Source organism: Prevotella denticola (assembly GCF_900454835.1).
In the GTDB taxonomy this organism is placed as follows: domain Bacteria; phylum Bacteroidota; class Bacteroidia; order Bacteroidales; family Bacteroidaceae; genus Prevotella; species Prevotella denticola.
Window position 1 is genome coordinate 1,853,736 of record NZ_UGTM01000001.1, and the last position, 17,427, is coordinate 1,871,162.

Genomic DNA, 17,427 nt, shown 5'->3' on the forward strand with positions numbered 1-17,427 from the left:
GACGATGAAATTCAAGTATGATGTACTTGTTATCGGCGGTGGACACGCAGGTTGTGAGGCAGCTACGGCAGCCGCCAACATGGGTGCAGACACTTGTCTGGTGACAATGGACATGAATAAAATCGGGCAGATGAGCTGTAACCCGGCCGTTGGAGGAATTGCCAAAGGACAGATAGTCAGGGAGATAGATGCTCTTGGAGGCTATATGGGACTGGTAACCGATGCCACGGCGATACAGTTCCGTATGCTGAACCGGTCCAAAGGCCCTGCCGTATGGAGTCCGCGCGCACAGTGCGACCGTGGCAAATTCATCTGGGAATGGCGGAAAAGACTTGACCACACGGATCATCTTGACATCTTCCAGGACCAGGCTGACGAACTGTTGACAGAGAACGGCAAGGTATTGGGTGTCAGGACAATATGGGGTATCTGCCTGTATGCGCGGACCGTAATCGTCACCGCCGGCACCTTCCTCAACGGACTGATGCACATCGGCAGACGGAAAGTGGAAGGCGGACGATGCGCCGAGCCGGCTGTCCATCACTTTACGGAAAGCATCACGCGCCACGGAATCCGCTCCGAACGCATGAAGACAGGCACTCCTGTGCGCATAGACCGCCGTTCGGTTCACTTTGACGAGATGGAACCGCAGCCGGGAGAGACAGACTACCATCAGTTCTCTTTCTTCGGCCCGCACCGGCAGCTTCCGCAGCTTCCCTGCTGGACCTGCAACACAAACGAACAGGTACACGAGGTGCTGCGTAGCGGACTGGCAGACTCTCCCCTTTTCAACGGACAGATTCAGAGTACAGGGCCACGCTACTGCCCTTCCATAGAGACGAAACTTGTTACCTTCCCTGACAAGCATTCGCATCCGCTCTTCCTCGAACCGGAGGGTACGGACACGAATGAAATGTATCTCAATGGCTTCTCTTCAAGCATGCCATGGGAGATCCAGCTGGAGGCCATACACAGGATTCCGGCTCTGCGCGATGCTAAGATCTACCGGCCGGGGTATGCCATCGAATACGACTACTTCGATCCTACGCAGCTGAAACACTCACTGGAATCGAAAGTCATAGACGGACTGTTCTTTGCCGGACAGGTAAACGGCACGACAGGATATGAAGAGGCTGGCGGACAAGGTACGGTTGCAGGGATCAATGCAGCCCTGCTTTGTGTCGGCAAAGCACCTTTCGTAATGAACAGGGACGAAAGCTATATCGGTGTGCTGATTGACGACCTCACGACAAAGGGGGTCGACGAGCCTTACCGTATGTTCACCTCGCGTGCTGAATACCGCATTCTCCTGCGCCAGGATGATGCCGATGCCCGCCTGACGGAACAGGCGTATGAAATCGGCATCGCCAGACGCGACCGATACGAATGGTGGCTGCAGAAGAAAGCAAATATCAACCGCATCACTGACTTCTGCAACAACACTTCGGTGAAGCCGGATGTTGTTAACGGTCTTTTGGAACAGCTGGGGACTTCTCCGATAAAAGGTGCGGCCAGGATTACCGACCTCGTAGCCCGCCCGCAGGTGAACTTCAAGAATCTATCAGCTGTTGTTCCAGCTCTGAAAGGAGCCATCGAAGCATCTCCCAACCGTCAGGAAGAGATTGCGGAAGCTGCGGAAATAAAGCTGAAGTATAAGGGGTACATCGACCGTGAGCGTGTGTTCGCCGAAAAGATGCACCGACTTGAGGACATAAAAATCAAAGGATATTTCGATTACAGCAGACTTCACGACCTCTCGACAGAGTGCCGGCAGAAGTTAGAACGAATACAACCAGAAACACTCGCACAGGCAAGTCGCATCCCGGGAGTAAGCCCAAGTGACATCAATGTGCTGCTCGTCCTCATGGGAAGATAGTCAGCAAAAGGCTTCTGAAAAAGGAACATCCCCCAAGAGCACCCCGCAGAAGTACGGAACAGGCTTCCGTTTCACGTGAAACAAACGTATAAAACAAAACAATATAACAAATTGGAAATGAACAAGAAACTATTATTGGACAACCTGAGATGTATTCCGGACTGGCCGGTCAAGGGAGTCAACTTCCGAGACGTAACCACCCTGTTCAAGTCACCAGAGGCTCTTCAGGAAATTACAGATGAGATGGTCGACCTCTACAAGGGAAAAGGCGTGACAAAGATTGTGGGCATTGAGAGCCGGGGCTTCGTCATGTCGTCAGCCGTAGCCACACGCCTCGGTGCCGGCATCGTGCTCTGCCGCAAACCGGGGAAGCTCCCCTGCGAAACCGTACAGGAAAGCTATGCCAAGGAATACGGCGTAGACACCATCGAGATTCACAAGGATGCAATCAATGAAAACGATATTGTCTTGCTGCACGACGACCTGCTGGCAACAGGTGGAACAATGAAGGCTGCCTGCGACCTTGTCAAGAAGTTCCACCCGAAGAAAGTATATTGCAACTTCATCATCGAACTACACACGGAGTTTCCGCACAGTCGTGAACAGTTCGACAAGGATGTCGAAATAAGCTCGCTGCTCCGATTCTAAACGGTGACGGAACTGTAAGGAAGACAAATCCCAGCCTTCTCTGAACAAGGGAGGGAATAAGAAAAAAACAAAAGAATGAGGAGCTGCCAACAAAAGGGGCTGCTCCTCCTTGCTTTAAGACAATGCTCTCACTCCCAGCCTACCGATGCCCAATTTTAATCGGCCATACCCGCTATTGATACTCCACGGCCTATCAATGCCCATGAATGATTATTCCTTTCCGCCAGCTCATAGCTTTTCGACTTCACGTTCCACGTGAAACAAAATTGCTTAGAAGCCCTTTATACAAAGGAGTTACAAAAAATGAATAAAGAAGACAACTTGAAGCGATTGGCTTATCTGAGGAACATTGTACTCAATATGCCTGAGAAACCAGGTACGTATCAGTTCTATGATACGGAGCATACCATTATCTATGTCGGTAAAGCAAAAAACCTGAAGCGTCGTGTGTCATCCTACTTTCACAAAGAGGTAGACCGTTTCAAGACAAAAGTACTCGTCTCAAAGATTCACGACATATCCTATTCCGTCGTCAATACAGAGGAAGATGCACTGCTGATAGAGAATCAGCTGATCAAACAGTACAAGCCGAAATACAACGTACTGCTCAAAGACGGGAAGACTTATCCCAGCATCTGCGTAACAAACGAATACTTTCCCCGTATCTTCAAGACACGAAACATCAACAAGCGTTACGGCACTTTCTACGGCCCTTACAGCCATATCAGCAGTATGTATGCCATTCTTGACATAATAAAAAAGGTATATAAACCGCGGACTTGCCGCTTCCCTATTACGAAAGAGGGTATAGAACAAAGGAAATACAAGCCCTGCCTGGAATATCATCTGCACAACTGTGGTGCACCATGTATCGACAAGCAGAGCTACGAAGACTATCAGGAAGCGATACGGCAGGCCCGGGAAATATTGAAAGGAAACACCCGTGAAGTACAAAATCTTCTAAAGCAACAGATGCAGAAATACGCAGAAGAGCTTCGGTTCGAGGAAGCTGAAATATGCAAACAGCGTTATACGGCCCTCGATAATTTCGCAGCAAAAAGTGAAATCGTAAGCCATACGATTACAGATGTCGATGTATTCACGATTATAGATGATGACACAAGGAAGAATGCCTTTATCAATTATATTCATGTAAAGAACGGTGCAATCAACCAGAGTTTCACGTATGAATACAAGCGGAAGCTCGATGAAACCGATGAAGAGCTTCTGAATGAAGCCATCCCAGAGATACGTGAACGCTTCAACAGCACTGCCAAGGAGATTATCGTACCCTTTGAACTCGATTTCAAGATAAAGGATGCGTCGTTCTTTATCCCTCAGCGTGGTGACAAACATCATCTTTTAGAGCTTTCAGAGATGAATGCAAAGCAGTACAAGTTCGACCGGCTGAAACAGGCAGAGAAGCTGAATCCCGAGCAGAAGCAGACCCGACTGATGCGGGAACTGCAGGAAAAGCTGAAGCTGACGAAGCTGCCTTACCAGATAGAATGCTTCGACAATTCTAACATCTCGGGCACTGATGCAGTCGCAGGCTGCATTGTCTATAAGGGAATGAAGCCCTCCAGGAAAGACTATCGCAAATACAATATCAAGACTGTAACCGGTCCTGACGACTATGCCTCCATGCAGGAAGTCGTAAGACGACGCTACAGCCGGATGCAGGAAGAGGGCACTCCTCTCCCCGACCTCATCATCACCGACGGCGGAAAAGGACAGATGGAAGTCGTCAGAGAGGTCATCGAAGACGAACTTCACCTTTCCATCCCCATCGCAGGACTTGCCAAGGACGACCGACACCGTACCAACGAACTTCTGTTCGGCTTTCCCCAGCAGACAATTGCCTTAGATGTCAAGGGCGAACTCTTCAAAGTGCTCACACAGATACAAGATGAGGTACACCGTTTCGCCATAACATTCCACCGTAACAAACGCTCTAAGCATCAGCTACACAGCGAATTAGACGATATAAAAGGAATCGGAACGAAGACCCGTGAGGCACTCATGAAGCAGCTAAGAACTGTTAAACGTATCAAAGAATCTGATATTCAGACGCTTACAGGAATCATAGGAGCAAGCAAAGCAACCATCATTTACAATTATTTTCATACAAAATAAACCATAAATCAAATAAAAATCGTATATTTGCCGTATGAGAATCGTAATACAACGTGTCAGCCAAGCCTCTGTAACAATTGACGGACAGACCAAATCCACCATTGGAAAAGGATTCCTCATTCTTATCGGAATAGGCAGAGACGACACGGAAGAAGACATTAAATGGCTGGTAAACAAGATAATAGGACTCCGCATTTTCGACGATGAAAAGGGAGTTATGAACCGCAGCATCATGGACATTGACGGCGAGATACTGGTCGTTTCACAGTTTACGCTCATGGCAAGTTACAAGAAAGGCAACCGCCCCAGCTGGATCCATGCAGCCCCTCACGAGCTGTCCATACCACTCTATCGCCGCTTCTGCAACACTTTGAGCGAGGCCTTGGGCAAACCTGTAAGCACAGGAGAATTCGGAGCAGATATGCAGATAGAACTTCAAAACGATGGCCCCGTCACCATCTGTATGGACACGAAGAACAAGGAGTAAAGAGAACCCACCTATGAACACCTATCAACACCTATCAACGCTTATCAACGCCCATCAACGCCCATCATCGACTAAATGAAAAGAAAACTATGACACTCAGAGAAGCCCAAGAAGCTGTAGACAAATGGATAAAAGACTACGGCGTACGCTATTTCAGCGAACTTACCAACATGGCCTGCCTGACCGAAGAGGTAGGCGAACTGGCCCGTGTGATGGCACGCACCTATGGCGACCAGAGTTTCAAGAAAGGCGAGCAGCCCAACATCGGCGAGGAGATGGCCGACATATTGTGGGTCCTGATCTGTCTTGCCAACCAGACAGGCATCGACCTTACGGAAGAACTGCGCAAGAGCTTCGACAAGAAGACCATACGTGACAAAGACAGACATAAAAACAACCCAAAATTGAAGTAAAGACTGTTTTATTCAATAAAATAGACTATAATATAAGAAACCATCTTTTTAAGGGCAGAACAAGGCAGTCCCAGACTACGGAAAGAGACCCCCCTTCAACATTCCTCCATCCTTCTGCATCCCAAAAGGGAAGCTGTCCCAGCACCATCCTCTGCCTTCACCCTGAGGAACAGAGAACAACAAATATAATTAAAACAAATCATGGGAACAATCAAAGACACAGTAACAAAAGACATCCAGGCACAGAAAGCCGATGGAATCGTAGAAAAAAGCAAGTATGAGCAGGCTCTGGAACAGTACGACCTCAACATCACTGATGAGGAAGTAAAGGCTGCAGTAACCAAAATCATTGCAGAGAAAGTTTCAGAGAACGACAATCTCGAAGTGAAAAAATTCCTGCTGGGCAGTGTCGAGCTGACCACCCTCAGCACATCAGACACCGAAGAGAAGGTCCTCGCAATGATAGAGAAGGTGAACAGGTTCGACAGCGAATACCCGGACCTCCCGCACGTTGCAGCCGTCTGTGCCTACCCCTGTTTCACGAAGCTGATGGCCGACAGTCTTGAAGTAGACGGTGTCGAAATCACCAACGTAACCGGCAACTTCCCTTCTTCGCAGACCTTCTTAGAAGTAAAAACCATCGAGACAGCACTGGCCATCAAGGACGGGGCAACTAACATCGACATCGTCATGCCCGTAGGGAAATTCCTGTCAGGCGATTACGAGGGCGTATGCGACACCATCAGCGAGATAAAACAAACGTGCGGCGACGTGCCCATGAAGGTGATTCTTGAGACGGGCGACCTCCGTAATGCCCGTGACATCAAGACCGCTTCCCTTCTCGCCATGTACGCCGGCGCCGACTATCTGAAGACAAGTACGGGAAAAGAGAAGGTCAGTGCGACCCCCGAGTCTGTCTACATCCTCTGCCAGGCCATCAAGGAATACTACGACAAGACAGGCATTCAGATCGGTCTGAAACCAGCCGGCGGAATCAATACCGTGATGGATGCCGTGATTTACTACACCATTGTCAAAGAGGTACTCGGCGAAAAATGGCTCACCAACTACTGGTTCCGGATGGGCACCAGCCGTCTTACAAACCTCCTGCTGAGCGAGATTACAGGCACTGAGACCAAGTTCTTCTAAACCTCTTTATCCTCAAACACAGCATTCCGTTCAACCGCCAGCACATATTGTGCAGAGCAAAATCAACCCGACAGGGGCACACGGCTTCGTGTGCCCCTGAATTATATCTGCCAATAGAAATAAAATGAATACGTACTTGAAGGAAAATCAAACTACACTCGAGGGAAAAAACAAACAAAATAATCTATAATTACTATATATATAGACTATACAATAAATTTACAGCTTACACAACCGATCGGGAATTCCTATCCAAAGTCCATCCCAACACCTATAAGACATAGTCCAAAACACACTTCCCACTGCGGACCATCTATTATCGACCTATCCACTGCCAATACTTACAATTCTGAAAAATCATTACAAAAAGTATCGTCAGAATCCCTTGGAAACAAGATAAAGCCCCAAAAGATGTCATGCTTAACAAGCTACGAATCAATAAGTTACGATATGCGGTAACAAGAGATGCTTAGTTAGACCTCTATCAAGCCTTACTTAGCCATCAACAAAGCACCTATTGAGAGCCAATTAAGGCTTGAATGAACGGCGATCAGGCACCGGCAGGACTTGAAAGATAAAATATTACGACAAAACAAGCCTCTTATGCACTTCTATCCCACTCCTTGAGAGAGGACAATAAGTTACAAGAGAACAGGCTTACCAGTTTCGTAAACAAGATTGCACTATACCCTACAGCTCCAGAATACTGCCCGGAATGGGAAGAAGCGGAAAATACACAACTGCCTGGAAAAATCAAAAAAAACTTCATGGCAAGGGAAATCACCATGAAGATAGCCCGACCCTGCCGTTACAGATACCGACAGGGGAAAACTGGCAAAATAGAAAAAAACACTTCAATCAGCACACCGGCCGGCAGTCATTTCTCCCTTTTAATTACATAATCAAGATAAGTCTGGAGCGAAGTGCGGATGCTTTCATCCTTCACATATTTGTCAAGGAAAGTCTGTGCTTCAGCATGGAAATCCCACATACGGCGTTCTGCATATTCTATTCCCCCACTCTCCTTGGCAAAAGCAACCAGTCTGCCGATTTCTTCACGTGTCACCTCGTGCGCCTTTACCTTATTCGCCAAAGCAAGCATCTCGTCATTTTTTGCCGAATTCAACGCATAAATAACAGGAAGCGTGAGCTTTCCCTCTGCCAGGTCATTCCCTGTAGGCTTGCCGATATTCGTTTCAGAGTCATAATAGTCGAAGATGTCATCGCGAATCTGGAACACAATTCCGAGATTCTTTCCGAAACATCTTGCCGCATCCACTTCCTCTTCAGAGGCACCGGCAGACACTGCCCCGATCGCAGCACACGCTTCAAAAAGTGCGGCGGTCTTGCGTTCGATTATCCTGTAATAAGCTTCTTCCGTGATATCTTTACGCTGGATATTCGACAGTTGCAGAATCTCTCCATCACTCAATGTCTGCCCCAACCCCGCCAATCTGCGGACAATAGCCTCAGAATGTGTGTGACTAACATACAGCAAGGCCGTTGAGAGCACATAATCACCCACCAGGACGGCCACCTTGTTGTCGTAGTCGGCATTGACACTCGCCTGCCCTCTCCGCTCAGCAGACTCATCAACGACATCATCGTGAACAAGTGAAGCCGTATGCAAAAGCTCCAGTCCCACAGCAGCGTGCTGTGTTGCTTCAGAAACCTTACCAAAGTTCTTTGCTATCAGGAGGATAAGGATGGGGCGCATCCGTTTGCCGGCCCGCTGGCGGATATGGTTCAAAACCGTCTGCAACAAACCGTCTTCGTGGTCGAGAGCATGATTAAAAAGGTCGATGAAATCGTCCAGTTCCGCCTCAATCGGCCGTTTTATTAGAGAAAGGGTATCCATTATTAATCTGAAATTTGATACAAATTTACTCATTTTATCGGAGATTATGGAAGAAATTTAGTAATTTTACGGCTGAAAACAGAATAATTACTTATGGCAAAACTCTTCCTCCTCGACGCATACGCACTCATCTATCGTTCGTATTACGCATTCCTCAGGACTCCCCGCATCAATTCCAAAGGACTGAACACTTCGGCCATCATGGGATTCTGCAATACCTTGAACGAAGTGCTGACAAAGGAGCACCCTACACATATCGGCGTAGCTTTCGACCATGGAAAGACCTTCCGCCACGAAGTTTTCCCGGCCTACAAGGCACAGCGCGAGGAAACGCCGGAAGACATCAGACAGTCAGTTCCCATCATCAAGCAGATTCTCGAGGCGATGCGCATCCCTATTCTGCAGGTAGACGGCTTCGAAGCCGACGATGTCATCGGAACCGTTGCCACCCGGTTCGGCACCGATGGAATCGATACTTTCATGCTTACCCCGGACAAAGACTACGGGCAGCTGATCGGGCCGAGGGTCTTTATGTTCCGTCCACGTCATGGAGGCGGCTATGAGACGCTGGGTGAAAAAGAAGTGGAATCGAAGTATGGCATTCCTACCCCAGCCCAGGTAATCGACCTTCTGGCACTGATGGGTGACTCGGCAGACAATTTCCCAGGCTGTCCGGGTGTGGGAGAGAAAACAGCTGCTAAACTGATCAACCAGTTCGGCTCCATCGACAACCTGCTCCGGCACACAGATGAAATCAAAGGAAAGCTGCGCGACAAAATCGAGAATGCTGTCGAAGACATAAAAATGTCAAAGTTACTCGCAACCATCCGTACTGATGTTCCGCTACAGCTTAGTCTGGATGAACTGAAGGTAGAGCAGCCCGATGAAGTCAAATTACGCAGAATCTTCGAAGAACTGGAGTTCAAGACACTTGCCAACAAACTTCTTAATAAAAGTGAATTAAAACCGAAAAATGTAAAAACACAGCTCGATCTCTTTTCCGTAAACACACCCAATGGACAGGAAGAACCGGAAAAAACGAATTATGAAACCCATAAAACGGTGCCACATGAATATAAACTCATTGACAATGAGGAAGAAATGGACCGGCTTTGTGACTTTTTTATGACAAAAGAATTTGTCAGTATAGACACGGAGACCACTTCTACCGATGCGATCAGGGCCGAGTTGGTAGGTCTGAGCTTCTCTGTCGAAGAAAACAAGGCGTTTTATGTGCCTCTTCCCGCCAACCGTGAAGAGGCATTAAAATATATTCGGATATTCAAACCCTTGTATGAGAACGACAAGATCCTGAAAATCGGCCAGAACATCAAATACGACTACGAGGTACTTAACAACTATGGGGTGACACTCCAGGGGGAGATGTTCGACACGATGATAGCCCATTATCTCATCCAGCCGGAACTCCATCACAACATGGACTATATGGCAGAAACGCTGCTCGGCTACCGGACCATCCACATTGAAGAGCTGATCGGTCCGAAAGGGAAAAAGCAGAAGAATATGCGCGACCTCTCTCCTACTGACATCTGTGAATATGCAGCAGAGGATGCCGACATCACCTTGCGCCTGAAGCACCTACTCGAACCACGCCTGAAAGAACTGGGCTTGGAAGAACTCTTCTGGAACATCGAGATGCCGCTCGTCCGGGTACTTGCTGACATGGAACTGAACGGTGTCTGCCTGGATACGGAAGCCCTGCAGGAAACGTCAAGAATATTCACCGACCGCATGAAGCAGTATGAACAGGAAATATACAAGGAAGCCGGTGAGACATTCAACATCGGAAGTCCGAAACAAGTAGGCGACATCCTCTTCGGCAAGCTGCAGATCATGGACAAACCCAAGAAGACCAAGACAGGACAATACGTCACGAGTGAAGAAGTCCTGCAAAGCCTTGAAGCCAAACATCCTGTCGTACGTAACATCGTCAATTACAGAGGGATGAAAAAGCTGCTCAGCACCTATATCGATGCGCTCCCGAAGCTGATCAACCCACGGACAGGGCATATTCACACGTCGTTCAATCAGGCACAGACTGCAACCGGCCGTCTCTCCTCCAGCGACCCTAACCTGCAGAACATCCCTGTGCGCACCGATGACGGCAAGGAGATACGCAAGTGCTTCATACCGGAAGACGGCTGTCTGTTCTTTTCAGCAGACTACAGTCAGATAGAGCTGCGCATCATGGCACATCTGTCAGGCGACGAGAACATGATGGAGGCATTCCGCGAAGGACACGACATCCACCGTGCAACAGCGGCGAAGATATGGCATGAAGACATCGACAAGGTGACGGATGCCCAGCGGAAAAAGGCCAAACAGGCCAATTTCGGCATCATATACGGCATTACGACCTATGGCCTTGCCCAGCGCATGGGCATTCCGAACAGCGAGGCGAGAGAGCTGATACAGGACTATTTCCACACTTTCCCGAAGGTGAAAGCCTACATGGAACAGGCGAAAGAGACGGCAAGAGCCAAAGGATATGCCGAGACACTTTTCCATCGCCGACGTTACCTGCCCGACATCAACAGCCGCAACGCCACCGTACGCGGCTTCGCAGAACGGAATGCCATCAATGCGCCGATACAGGGAACAGAGGCCGACATCATCAAAGTGGCGATGGTCCGCATCTGGAAACGGTTCAAGGAGGAAGGTATCCGCTCGAAAATGATTCTGCAGGTACACGACGAGCTTAACTTCTCGGTCTACCCGGAAGAGCGAGAACAGGTGGAACGGATTGTCATCGAAGAAATGCAGAACGCCTGCCAACTGAACGTTCCGCTGACAGCCGATGCCGGATGGGGCAGCAACTGGCTGGAGGCACATTAAACAGCTTACAGCATCGGAAAATCCTCCATCAAAGCTTCGGAAAAGACCAAACCGACGAAGCCCGGAGACCTTTGCAAGGAACATGAAAAGAATGGGAGGAATCTTATTTATAAGCTACAATAAAACTATTTATAGACTATAAATAGAAAATAAATATCAGAAATCCGGCTGCCTCATCGCAAAAGAAAGGGCAGAATCCTGTAACGGAAACAGGTTGTTATTTTCAAAGACACCGGCTCTTTCAAGCCCTCGAATCCCTTCGCCTGCCGATAAGACATCCGCTATTCGGACAGGCGAAGGGATTTTCTTTCCAGCTTTCATTCTGCCAATAAAGACGGCAGAAAGTATTGCTGTCCGGTAAACATTTACTGTACAGGTCTGACACCCGCCTCCTGCTTGTATGTATCATGTTGACAAGAACGGACCGGGCCACCGCCTCCCGCCAGCGTGCCGATGCCCGTCACCAATGGTGCCGGAGGTGAACACCAGTCGTGTCGGGCGTTCGCACGCATACAATATGCCGTCGGAAAGAGAGCGACCTGTCGTGAAAGAAGCGTTTTTCTACCAAAGGGCAGCCTAAGCCAGCAGACGAAATAAGAGACTGCCATTCCCCAAACAATGACGAATCGCCTGTTAAATGGAATTTACGCATAGAGAGCTATGACGGCTAAAGTTTACCGGACAGCAGTCATAGAAACGTATCTTGTAACATGACTATCCGCTGTCCCCCACTACGCAAACAACAGGAAGGCATCCTGTAAAGGGACGGTACGAAGTCTGCGACAGGCGGCAAAACAATCTAACAAATATACTAAAATAATCTATTTTACAAAACACCCACTGTTGTTCCTATATCATTCCCATGAATGATCAGGCAGACCTCATCTCGGAAAGCCACCAGCAAGCTCCCGCTTTCTGCCTTGTTTCCAGTTTATAAATCCAACAGAAACGAAGCGGTTTACGGAAACTTTTTGTAAATTTGCACATCAGTTATAATAAGAAACGAGAATGGAATACAACTTCAGAGACATCGAGAAGAAATGGCAGCGGAAGTGGGTTGAAGACAAGACCTACAGAGTTGTTGAAGACGAGAACAAGCAGAAGTTCTACGTACTCAATATGTTCCCCTACCCTTCGGGGGCAGGACTGCACGTCGGACACCCGCTGGGATACATTGCAAGCGACATCTATGCCCGCTACAAACGGCTCAAAGGCTTCAACGTCCTGAACCCTATGGGGTATGATGCCTATGGACTCCCGGCCGAGCAGTATGCCATTCAGACGGGGCAGCACCCTGAAGTCACTACAAAGAAAAACATTGCCCGTTACCGGGAACAGCTGGACAAGATCGGCTTCTCGTTCGACTGGGACCGAGAGGTACGGACGTGCGATCCGCATTATTACCACTGGACGCAGTGGGCATTCGAGCGGATGTTCAATTCCTATTATGACTACACACGGCAGAAAGCGCTGCCCATCACAGAACTGATCCGCCACTTCGAGGAAGAAGGGACACTCGAACTCCATGCAGCACAGAGCGAAGAGCTGATGTTCTCGGCCAACGACTGGAAGAGCATGGACGAGCAGGAGCAGCAGAAGACGCTGATGAACTACCGCATTGCCTATCTGGGTGAGACGATGGTGAACTGGTGTCCGGGGCTCGGCACAGTGCTGGCCAACGACGAGGTGGTCAATGGTGTGAGCGAGCGCGGGGGCTACCCTGTCGTACAGAAACTGATGAAGCAGTGGTGTCTCCGTGTATCGGCCTATGCGCAGCGACTGCTGGACGGACTGGAAAAGATCGACTGGTCCGACTCCATCAAGGAGACACAGAAGAACTGGATAGGACGCTCTGAAGGAACGGAAGTGGAGTTCAAGAGCCTCACCCCCAGGCACGCCTCTCAAGGCAATGGAGACGATATGCATGAAGGACATTTCACCATCTTCACAACCCGTGCAGACACCATGTTCGGCGTTTCTTTCATGGTGCTTGCACCGGAATCGGAGCTTGTCAGCGAACTGACATCAGACGAGCAGAAGGCCGAAGTGGAACAGTATCTGGCCTATGTGAAGAAGCGCACGGAGCTGGAACGTATGTCCGACCGCAAGGTGACAGGTGTCTTCTCGGGTTCTTACGCCATCAACCCGTTCACCGGCGAGCAGATTCCCATTTGTATTTCAGAATATGTCCTGGCAGGCTACGGCACAGGGGCCATCATGGCCGTACCGGCCCACGACAGCCGCGACTATGCCTTTGCCAAGTATTTGGGCCTGCCGATTATCCCGCTGATTGAGGGTGCTGATGTATCGGAGGAGAGTTTCGATGCAAAGGAAGGCATCGTGACCAACTCCCCTGCAGCAGGCAAAGAGAGTCTGGACGGCTTCTCACTGAACGGACTGACCGTCAAAGAGGCAATAGCCCGTACGAAGCAGTTTGTCACCGAGAAAGGCATCGGCCGTGTGAAGATTAACTACCGGCTGCGCGATGCCATCTTCTCCCGCCAGCGTTACTGGGGCGAACCGTTCCCCGTCTACTACAAGCAGGGAATGCCCTACATGGTGCCCGAGGAGTGCCTGCCGCTGAAGCTGCCGGAGATTGACAAGTACGAACCTACGGAGACCGGTGAGCCTCCATTGGGCCGCGCGAAGGTGTGGGCATGGAACGAAGCAGAGCGCAAGGTCGTCGACAAGTCACTGGTTGACGGCAGCACGGTCTTCCCCCTGGAGCTGAACACGATGCCGGGCTTTGCAGGCAGTTCAGCCTATTATCTCCGTTACATGGATCCGCACAATGACGAGGCACTCGTGGGCCGGAAAGCCGATGAATACTGGCAGAATGTCGACCTCTATGTCGGCGGTACGGAGCATGCGACCGGTCACCTGATTTACAGCCGTTTCTGGAACAAGTTCCTCTACGACCTCGGTTGCAGCTGCAAGGAAGAACCCTACGAGAAGCTGGTCAACCAGGGAATGATTCAGGGACGCTCCAACTTCGTCTACCGTGTCAATTCTGACGACCATTCCAAGGCCCCCGTCTTCGTCAGCCTGGGACAGAAAGACAAGTATGATACCACCCCCATCCACGTCGATGTGAACATCGTCCATGCCGACGTACTGGATATTGCAGCTTTCAAGGCATGGCGTCCGGAGTACCACAACGCCGAATTCATCTTCGAGGACGGCGCCCAGTCAACGGAAGCCTCCACCGACCGCCCCACTCCAGCTGCCGTCTACAAGTGCGGATGGGCTATCGAGAAGATGTCAAAGTCCATGTTCAACGTCGTCAATCCGGACGACATCGTCGAGCAGTACGGTGCCGACACGCTGCGTCTGTACGAGATGTTCCTCGGTCCGGTAGAGGCAAGCAAGCCCTGGGACACGAACGGCATCGACGGCTGTTTCCGCTTCCTCAAGAAGTTCTGGAAGCTCTACCAGCAGGAACTCGATGACGGAGAACCGTCAAAGGAGTCGCTCAAGAGCGTCCACAGGCTCATCAAGAAAGTGACCGGCGACATCGAACAGTTCTCTTACAACACGGCCATCTCGGCTTTCATGATCTGCGTGAACGAACTCGGACAGCAGAAGTGTGCCAGCCGTGAACTGCTGAAGAAGATGATCGTCCTCATCGCACCGTTCGCACCCCACATGGCCGAAGAGCTGTGGGAGCAGCTGGGCGGCGAGACGAAGAGTGTCTGCGATGCCGCATGGCCGGCGTGGGACGAGGCTTACCTCGTGGAGAACGAGGTGCAGCTTACCGTCTCCTTCAACGGCAAGGCACGCTTCCAGATGACCTTCCCGGCTGATGCCGCACGGGAAGACATCGAGAAGACGGCTCTGGCCGACGAGCGGAGCAAGCATTACATCGACGGCAAGACTATCGTAAAGGTCATTGTCGTGCCGAAGAAAATCATCAACATCGTCTGCAAGTAACCATTCGTAGCAACAACAGGAGGCTGTATCGGAGTGACAGGAGACAGAACCGCCATCATGCTGATACGCCTCCCTTTACCATAAAGGAAAGACCTATGACTATTGATCAACAACTCATCCGTTCCGAGTCCAAAGACTACTTCTTCCTGACCGTAGGCCTGCTGATCTACGCTGCGGCCTTTACCGTCTTCCTCCTCCCCTATGAGATTGTGACAGGCGGCGTGACAGGTATGTCGGCCATCATCTACTATGCCACAGGCTTCAAGATTGAAAACACCTACATGATCATCAATATCTCCCTGCTGGTGGTCGCACTGAAGATACTGGGATTCAAGTTCATGATGAAGACCATCTACGCCATCTTTGCCCTTTATTTCATGCTGAAGTTTGCACAGGAGCTCATGCCTGTCGATGCACAGGGACATTTCGTCAAGGTGCTCGGCGAGGGACAGGACTTCATGTCGCTGATCATCGGCTGCAGCCTGACCGGTACCGGTCTGGCCATCGTCTTCCTGAACAACGGCAGCACGGGCGGTACGGACATCATTGCAGCCTGCGTCAACAAGTACCGTGACTTTTCCCTGGGGCAGGTCTTGATGGGCGTCGACATTCTGATCGTAGGCAGCTGTCTGTTCTTCCCGCAGTTCGGAGATGTCATCGAACGGCTGCACAAGATGGTGTTCGGCTACTGTACGATGTTCATCGAGTGCTTCATGCTGGACCACGTGATGAATATGCGACGCGAATCGGTGCAGTTCATGATCTTCTCCTGGAAGCATGAGGAAATCGCCAAAGCCATCGTCGACGAGACGGAACACGCCCTGACCATTCTCGACGGACATGGCTGGTACACAGGCAACGACATGAAGGTCATCTGTCTGCTGGCAAAGCGCAACGAGAGCAAGACCATCTTCCGGCTCATCAAGATGGTCGACCCGACGGCCTTCGTCAGCCAGAGTTCCGTCATCGGCGTCTATGGCGAAGGCTTCGACCAGATAAAAATCAAGGCGAAGAAGGAGAAGAGAAAGCAGGAAAAGAAATTGGCTCAGGCCAGGGAAACCGCTGCGGATGAAAAGAAATAGAAACGCTGGAAAGCTGTGTTCCAGACAGCGTAGCTACAGGGACACATGACTCGTGTGACCGCCGGCAGCAAGCCTTTGCGGAAACATGGGTTGTGTGTCCCTGTTGTATAGAACAGGCCTTGTGATACTCAGGTATGGCTTTTTCAGGGCTTAAAAACGTTTCATGAACATGAAAATAGTATTTGCAACAAACAACAAGCACAAACTGGAAGAGATCAAGGAGATTCTTGGAAAAGACTTCGAGATTGTCTCTTTAGCCGAGATCGGCTGTCATGAGGATATTCCCGAGACAGGACTGACACTGCAGGAGAACGCCCGACAGAAGTCAACCTATGTCGTTGAGCATTACCGGCAGAACTGTTTTGCCGACGACACAGGGCTTGAAGTGGATGCGCTCGGCGGCGAACCCGGTGTCCATTCGGCACGCTATGCCGAAGGAACCGACCACGACAGCGAGGCGAATATGCGTAAGCTGCTGTCGAAGATGGCAGGTGTGGAGAACCGGACGGCACGTTTCCGCACGGTCATCTCACTGATAATCGACGGGGTGGAACATCAATTCGAAGGGCGTGTTGACGGACATATTGCAACCGAGAAACACGGCTCGGAAGGATTCGGGTACGACCCGATCTTCATCCCCGAGGGCTATGACAAGAGTTTTGCCGAGCTTGGAGAAGAGGTGAAGAACAAGATTTCTCACCGGGCAAAAGCCGTGAAGAAGCTGGCAGAACACCTGGGAAAGGTAAAAGGGTAAAAAAGTAAAAAGGGAAAACAGGCCCTTTGAAAGGTAAAAGGGTGAGAAAGTAAAAAGGTTAAACAGGTCCTTTTGTTCTTGAAAATAGCCCATTGCCGATTTATTTACGTGAAAAGAAATAATTATTTACGTGAAAAGAATTTTTTCTATTCATGAAGAGAAATACTTATTTACATGAAGATAATTCGATGAGAACGGCCTCCTGCACCACCTGCAAGTCCCAATATTTACTTGAAAT

General features: G+C 49.8%; 11 protein-coding genes. 10 read left to right on the forward strand and 1 reads right to left on the reverse strand.

Going from position 1 to position 17,427, the window contains the following annotated elements; genetic code table 11:
• The first annotated feature begins 4 nt into the window (after positions 1 to 4).
• From mnmG to deoC, 6 genes are all read left to right on the forward strand, one after another.
• Complete coding sequence (mnmG, locus tag DYH27_RS07770) at positions 5 to 1,876, forward strand: tRNA uridine-5-carboxymethylaminomethyl(34) synthesis enzyme MnmG (RefSeq protein WP_029216443.1); 1,872 nt, start codon at positions 5 to 7, stop codon at positions 1,874 to 1,876.
• 117 nt (positions 1,877 to 1,993) lie between these two features.
• Entirely contained in the window at positions 1,994 to 2,524 is a 531-nt protein-coding gene (locus tag DYH27_RS07775; protein WP_013670782.1) for an adenine phosphoribosyltransferase, read from the forward strand.
• 303 nt (positions 2,525 to 2,827) lie between these two features.
• Positions 2,828 to 4,660, forward strand: coding sequence for an excinuclease ABC subunit UvrC (uvrC, locus tag DYH27_RS07780; protein ID WP_025067076.1), 1,833 nt, complete (start codon positions 2,828 to 2,830; stop codon positions 4,658 to 4,660).
• 34 nt (positions 4,661 to 4,694) lie between these two features.
• Entirely contained in the window at positions 4,695 to 5,147 is a 453-nt protein-coding gene (dtd, locus tag DYH27_RS07785; RefSeq protein WP_025067075.1) for a D-aminoacyl-tRNA deacylase, read from the forward strand.
• A gap of 89 nt (positions 5,148 to 5,236) precedes the next feature.
• A complete protein-coding gene (locus DYH27_RS07790; RefSeq protein ID WP_025067074.1) occupies positions 5,237 to 5,560 on the forward strand; it encodes a nucleotide pyrophosphohydrolase in 324 nt (107 codons plus the stop codon).
• Between the two features lie 201 nt (positions 5,561 to 5,761).
• Positions 5,762 to 6,709 carry a deoxyribose-phosphate aldolase gene (gene deoC / locus DYH27_RS07795; protein ID WP_029216442.1) on the forward strand — a complete coding sequence of 316 codons (948 nt, stop codon included), beginning with the start codon at positions 5,762 to 5,764 and terminating at the stop codon, positions 6,707 to 6,709.
• Positions 6,710 to 7,586: 877 nt separating this feature from the next.
• On the opposite strand, the gene DYH27_RS07800 is transcribed toward deoC, so the two are convergent.
• Complete coding sequence (locus DYH27_RS07800) at positions 7,587 to 8,567, reverse strand: polyprenyl synthetase family protein (protein ID WP_025067073.1); 981 nt, start codon at positions 8,565 to 8,567, stop codon at positions 7,587 to 7,589.
• Between the two features lie 93 nt (positions 8,568 to 8,660).
• Here DYH27_RS07800 and polA point away from each other — a divergent pair, with 93 nt between their 5' ends.
• From polA to DYH27_RS07820, 4 genes are all read left to right on the forward strand, one after another.
• Positions 8,661 to 11,423 carry a DNA polymerase I gene (polA, locus tag DYH27_RS07805; RefSeq protein WP_029216441.1) on the forward strand — a complete coding sequence of 921 codons (2,763 nt, stop codon included), beginning with the start codon at positions 8,661 to 8,663 and terminating at the stop codon, positions 11,421 to 11,423.
• Positions 11,424 to 12,431: 1,008 nt separating this feature from the next.
• Positions 12,432 to 15,353 carry a leucine--tRNA ligase gene (locus DYH27_RS07810; RefSeq protein ID WP_025067071.1) on the forward strand — a complete coding sequence of 974 codons (2,922 nt, stop codon included), beginning with the start codon at positions 12,432 to 12,434 and terminating at the stop codon, positions 15,351 to 15,353.
• Between the two features lie 95 nt (positions 15,354 to 15,448).
• The gene (locus tag DYH27_RS07815; protein ID WP_013670775.1) at positions 15,449 to 16,435 is read left to right on the forward strand and encodes a YitT family protein; all 987 of its coding nucleotides are present in this window, start codon (positions 15,449 to 15,451) and stop codon (positions 16,433 to 16,435) included.
• A 169-nt stretch (positions 16,436 to 16,604) separates the two neighbouring features.
• Positions 16,605 to 17,189, forward strand: a complete 585-nt coding sequence (locus DYH27_RS07820; protein WP_025067070.1) for a non-canonical purine NTP diphosphatase — start codon at positions 16,605 to 16,607, stop codon at positions 17,187 to 17,189.
• Positions 17,190 to 17,427: the final 238 nt, after the last annotated feature.

Bases quoted from the DNA above. Each gene is read 5' to 3' on its own strand.
- DYH27_RS07815 (WP_013670775.1), top strand. From the start codon at position 15,449: ATGACTATTGATCAACAACTCATCCGTTCCGAGTCCAAAGACTACTTC.
- uvrC (WP_025067076.1), top strand. From the start codon at position 2,828: ATGAATAAAGAAGACAACTTGAAGCGATTGGCTTATCTGAGGAACATT.
- DYH27_RS07810 (WP_025067071.1), top strand. From the start codon at position 12,432: ATGGAATACAACTTCAGAGACATCGAGAAGAAATGGCAGCGGAAGTGG.
- mnmG (WP_029216443.1), top strand. From the start codon at position 5: ATGAAATTCAAGTATGATGTACTTGTTATCGGCGGTGGACACGCAGGT.
- polA (WP_029216441.1), top strand. From the start codon at position 8,661: ATGGCAAAACTCTTCCTCCTCGACGCATACGCACTCATCTATCGTTCG.
- dtd (WP_025067075.1), top strand. From the start codon at position 4,695: ATGAGAATCGTAATACAACGTGTCAGCCAAGCCTCTGTAACAATTGAC.
- DYH27_RS07800 (WP_025067073.1), bottom strand. From the start codon at position 8,567: ATGGATACCCTTTCTCTAATAAAACGGCCGATTGAGGCGGAACTGGAC.
- DYH27_RS07775 (WP_013670782.1), top strand. From the start codon at position 1,994: ATGAACAAGAAACTATTATTGGACAACCTGAGATGTATTCCGGACTGG.
- DYH27_RS07820 (WP_025067070.1), top strand. From the start codon at position 16,605: ATGAAAATAGTATTTGCAACAAACAACAAGCACAAACTGGAAGAGATC.
- deoC (WP_029216442.1), top strand. From the start codon at position 5,762: ATGGGAACAATCAAAGACACAGTAACAAAAGACATCCAGGCACAGAAA.
- DYH27_RS07790 (WP_025067074.1), top strand. From the start codon at position 5,237: ATGACACTCAGAGAAGCCCAAGAAGCTGTAGACAAATGGATAAAAGAC.